The organism is Kitasatospora sp. NPDC059088 (genome assembly GCF_042738155.1).
In the GTDB taxonomy this organism is placed as follows: Bacteria; Actinomycetota; Actinomycetes; order Streptomycetales; family Streptomycetaceae; genus Kitasatospora.
On record NZ_JBHYGR010000005.1, the window covers coordinates 153,739 to 156,875 of the forward strand.

Annotated in this window: 2 protein-coding genes; one reads left to right on the forward strand and one right to left on the reverse strand. The window is 72.1% G+C overall.

The genetic code is table 11. The annotated features are described in order from the left end of the window. Positions 1 to 133: 133 nt before the first annotated feature. A complete protein-coding gene (locus ACFWXO_RS04280; RefSeq protein WP_380522060.1) occupies positions 134 to 1,690 on the reverse strand; it encodes an MDR family MFS transporter in 1,557 nt (518 codons plus the stop codon). Positions 1,691 to 1,990: 300 nt separating this feature from the next. On the opposite strand from ACFWXO_RS04280, the gene ACFWXO_RS04285 reads away from it, so the two are divergent. After that, the gene (locus tag ACFWXO_RS04285; RefSeq protein ID WP_375893035.1) at positions 1,991 to 3,040 is read left to right on the forward strand and encodes an ABC transporter permease; all 1,050 of its coding nucleotides are present in this window, start codon (positions 1,991 to 1,993) and stop codon (positions 3,038 to 3,040) included. Positions 3,041 to 3,137: the final 97 nt, after the last annotated feature.

Here is a 3,137-nt window from a genome sequence, read left to right on the forward strand (position 1 = left end):
GCTCGTGTTCTGTGGCGGGCGGTGCCGGGGGCAGAGTGAAGCCCATCACCCGCCGGCCGGGGGGGGGGGGCGTTGGCCGCCACCCCCCCCCCCCCCCCGTCGGCGTTCGCGCCCGCGCGCTCCCCGTCCCCGGTCAGCTCTCCTGGGTGGTCCGCAGCGCGGTCTCCCGGATGAACAGCACGGTGACGAAGGCCAGCGCCGCGAAGGGCGCGGCCCACAGGAAGACCGTGCCGACGCCGTGGCCGAAGGCGTCGGTGACCAGCGGCAGGATCGGGGCCGGCAGCTTCGCCAGGTCCGGGATGCCGCCGCCGGAGGCCGCGGCCCCGGCCGGGATGTGCGCCGCGGCGAGGTTCTCGGCCAGGTAGTGGCCGACCTTGTTGGACATCAGCGCGCCCAGCGCGGAGACGCCCATCGCGCCGCCCATGGTGCGGAAGAAGGTGACGACGGAGCTGGCCGCGCCGAGCTCGTGCCGGGGCACCGTGTTCTGCACCGCGAGCACCAGGTTCTGGCTGGTCAGGCCGAGGCCGATGCCGGTGAGCGCCATGTAGAGGGAGAGCAGCCCGTAGTCGGTGTCGGCCCGGGCGGTGCCGAGCAGGCCGAAGCCGATCGCGAGCAGCGCGGTGCCGGCGACCAGGTAGGCCTTCCACTTGCCGTACTTGGTGATCAGCCGGCCGGCCACCGCGGAGGAGACCGCCAGGCCGATGATCATCGGCAGCGTCATCAGGCCGGCCGTCGTCGGGGACTTGTCCCGGGCCAGCTGGAAGTACTGGCTGAGGAAGGTGGTCGCGCCGTACATCCCGACGCCGACCAGCACGCTCGCGATCGCGGCCAGGGTGACGGTGCGGTACTTGAACAGCGACGGCGGGATGACCGGCTCGGCGGCGCGGCGCTCGACCACGACGGCCAGCGCGGCCAGCAGCAGGCCGCCGCCGACCATGGCCGCGGTCTGCCAGGACAGCCACGGGTAGTTGGTGCCGGCCAGCGTGATCCAGATCATCAGCAGGCTGACGGCGCCGGTGATGACCAGCGCGCCCAGGTAGTCGATCTTCGCCGGGCGCTTGACCACCGGCAGCTTGAGGGTGCGCTGCACCACCAGGATCGCGGCCAGCGCGAACGGGATGCCGACGTAGAAGCACCAGCGCCAGCCGAGCCAGGAGGTGTCGACGATGACGCCGCCGATCAGCGGGCCGCCGATGGTGGCGAGGGCGAACACCGCGCCGAAGTAGCCGCTGTACCGGCCGCGCTCGCGCGGCGGGACCATCGCGGCCAGGCAGATCTGGCCGAGCGCGACGACGCCGCCGGCGCCGATGCCCTGGAGGGCTCGGCAGGCGATCAGTTCGCCGGTGTTCTGCGAGAGCCCGGCCAGCGCGGAGGTGGCGATGTAGATCAGCAGGGCGATCTGGAGCAGCAGCTTCTTGCTGGCCAGGTCGGAGAGCTTGCCCCAGATCGGGGTGGAGGCGGTCAGCGTGAGCAGGGCCGCGGTGATCACCCAGGTGTAGGCGGACTGGCCGCCGTGCAGGTCGGTGAGGATGTGCGGCAGGGCGTTGGCGACGACGGTCGACGAGAGCACGGCCACGAACAGGCCGAGCAGCAGGCCGGACAGCGCCTCCATCACCTGCCGGTGGGTCATCGGGCGGTCGTCGTCGACGGCGGCTGCGGCTCCGGTCGAGGCCTGGGCGGTCACGGTCATCTGGGTCCTTCGCGCGGGAAAATTCGTTGCCTTAAGCAACCATACGACCGATAGTTGAGCAAGGCAACCTTCTTCAAGTCCAAGTAAAGCCCCGCCCGACGTGAGAGTTCCGCCACTCCCCCCGCGGCCCGTCGGGCCCCCGCCCCGACCCGACGCCCCGTCACCACCAGGCGTTCCTCGTCCGCCACGGCGTCGGCACCGCCCGGCGACCGTGGCCGAGAACCGGCGAGGGAGGTAGGACAAGCGAGTTAGTTCATGGTATTAAGTATCCGTTTTCCGCCGATACGCAAGGAGATGTGGATGACCGCCCCGGGGCAGGGATTCGTCGCCGAACTGAAGGGCGCGGTCACACCGCGTGCGGCACTGCTGGTGATCGGCGTGCTGCTGCTGCAGCTCGGGTTCATCACCTCGTACGTCGGGGCGCTGCACCACCCGGCCCCGCACCAGCTGTCGATCGCGGTGGTCGCCCCGCCGCAGGTCACGCCCAAGCTGGTCCAGGCCCTGGAGTCGGTGCCGGACGAGGCGGTCAAGCCGGTCACCGCGCCGGACGCCGAGACGGCGACCCAGCAGATCAAGGACCAGAAGATCTACGCCGCGCTGGTCGTGAACCCGACCGGCACCGAGGACACCCTGCTGACCGCCGGCGCCCGCGGCACCTCGGCCGCCAAGGCCGCCGAGAGCATCACCACCGCGCTGGACAAGTCCCAGGGCCGCACCGTCAAGGTCGAGGACGTCGTGCCGCTCGCCAAGGGCGACACCAACGGCCTGACCGCCTTCTACCTGGTCATCGGCTGGTGCGTCGGCGGCTACCTGGTCGCCTCCATCCTCGGCATCAGCGCCGGCTCCAAGCCGGCCAACCTCCACCGCCTGCTGATCCGCCTCGGCGTCCTCGCGCTGTACTCGGTCGGCGCCGGCCTCGGCGGCACGGTCATCGCCGGGCCGGTCCTGGACGCGATGCCCGGATCGATCCTGTCGCTGACCGCCATCGGCGCCCTGGTGGTGTTCACCGTCGGCGCCTTCACCATGGCCCTGCAGTGCCTGTTCGGCATCATCGGCATCGGCCTCGCGGTGCTGGTCTTCGTGGTGCTCGGCAACCCGAGCGCCGGCGGCGTCTACCCGGCCCCGATGATGCCGCCGTTCTGGCGGGCGATCGGCTCGCTGATCCCCAACGGCGCCGGCACCAGCGCCACCAAGTCGATCGCCTACTTCGGCTCCACCAACCTGGGCATGCCGATCCTGGTCCTGGTGGTCTGGGCGCTGGTCGGCATCGCCGTCGCCTTCCTGGCCGTCCTGCGCACCCCGCGCGAGGCCGGGCGCGAGCTCGACGCCGAGGCCCCCGCCGCGGCCTGAGCCGCCGCTCCTCCGCGTACCACCGGGCCCCGCGCCGCGATCGCGGCGCGGGGCCCCGGGCGCGCCGGCGGGGGCCGGCCAGAGCCGCCCGGGAGCG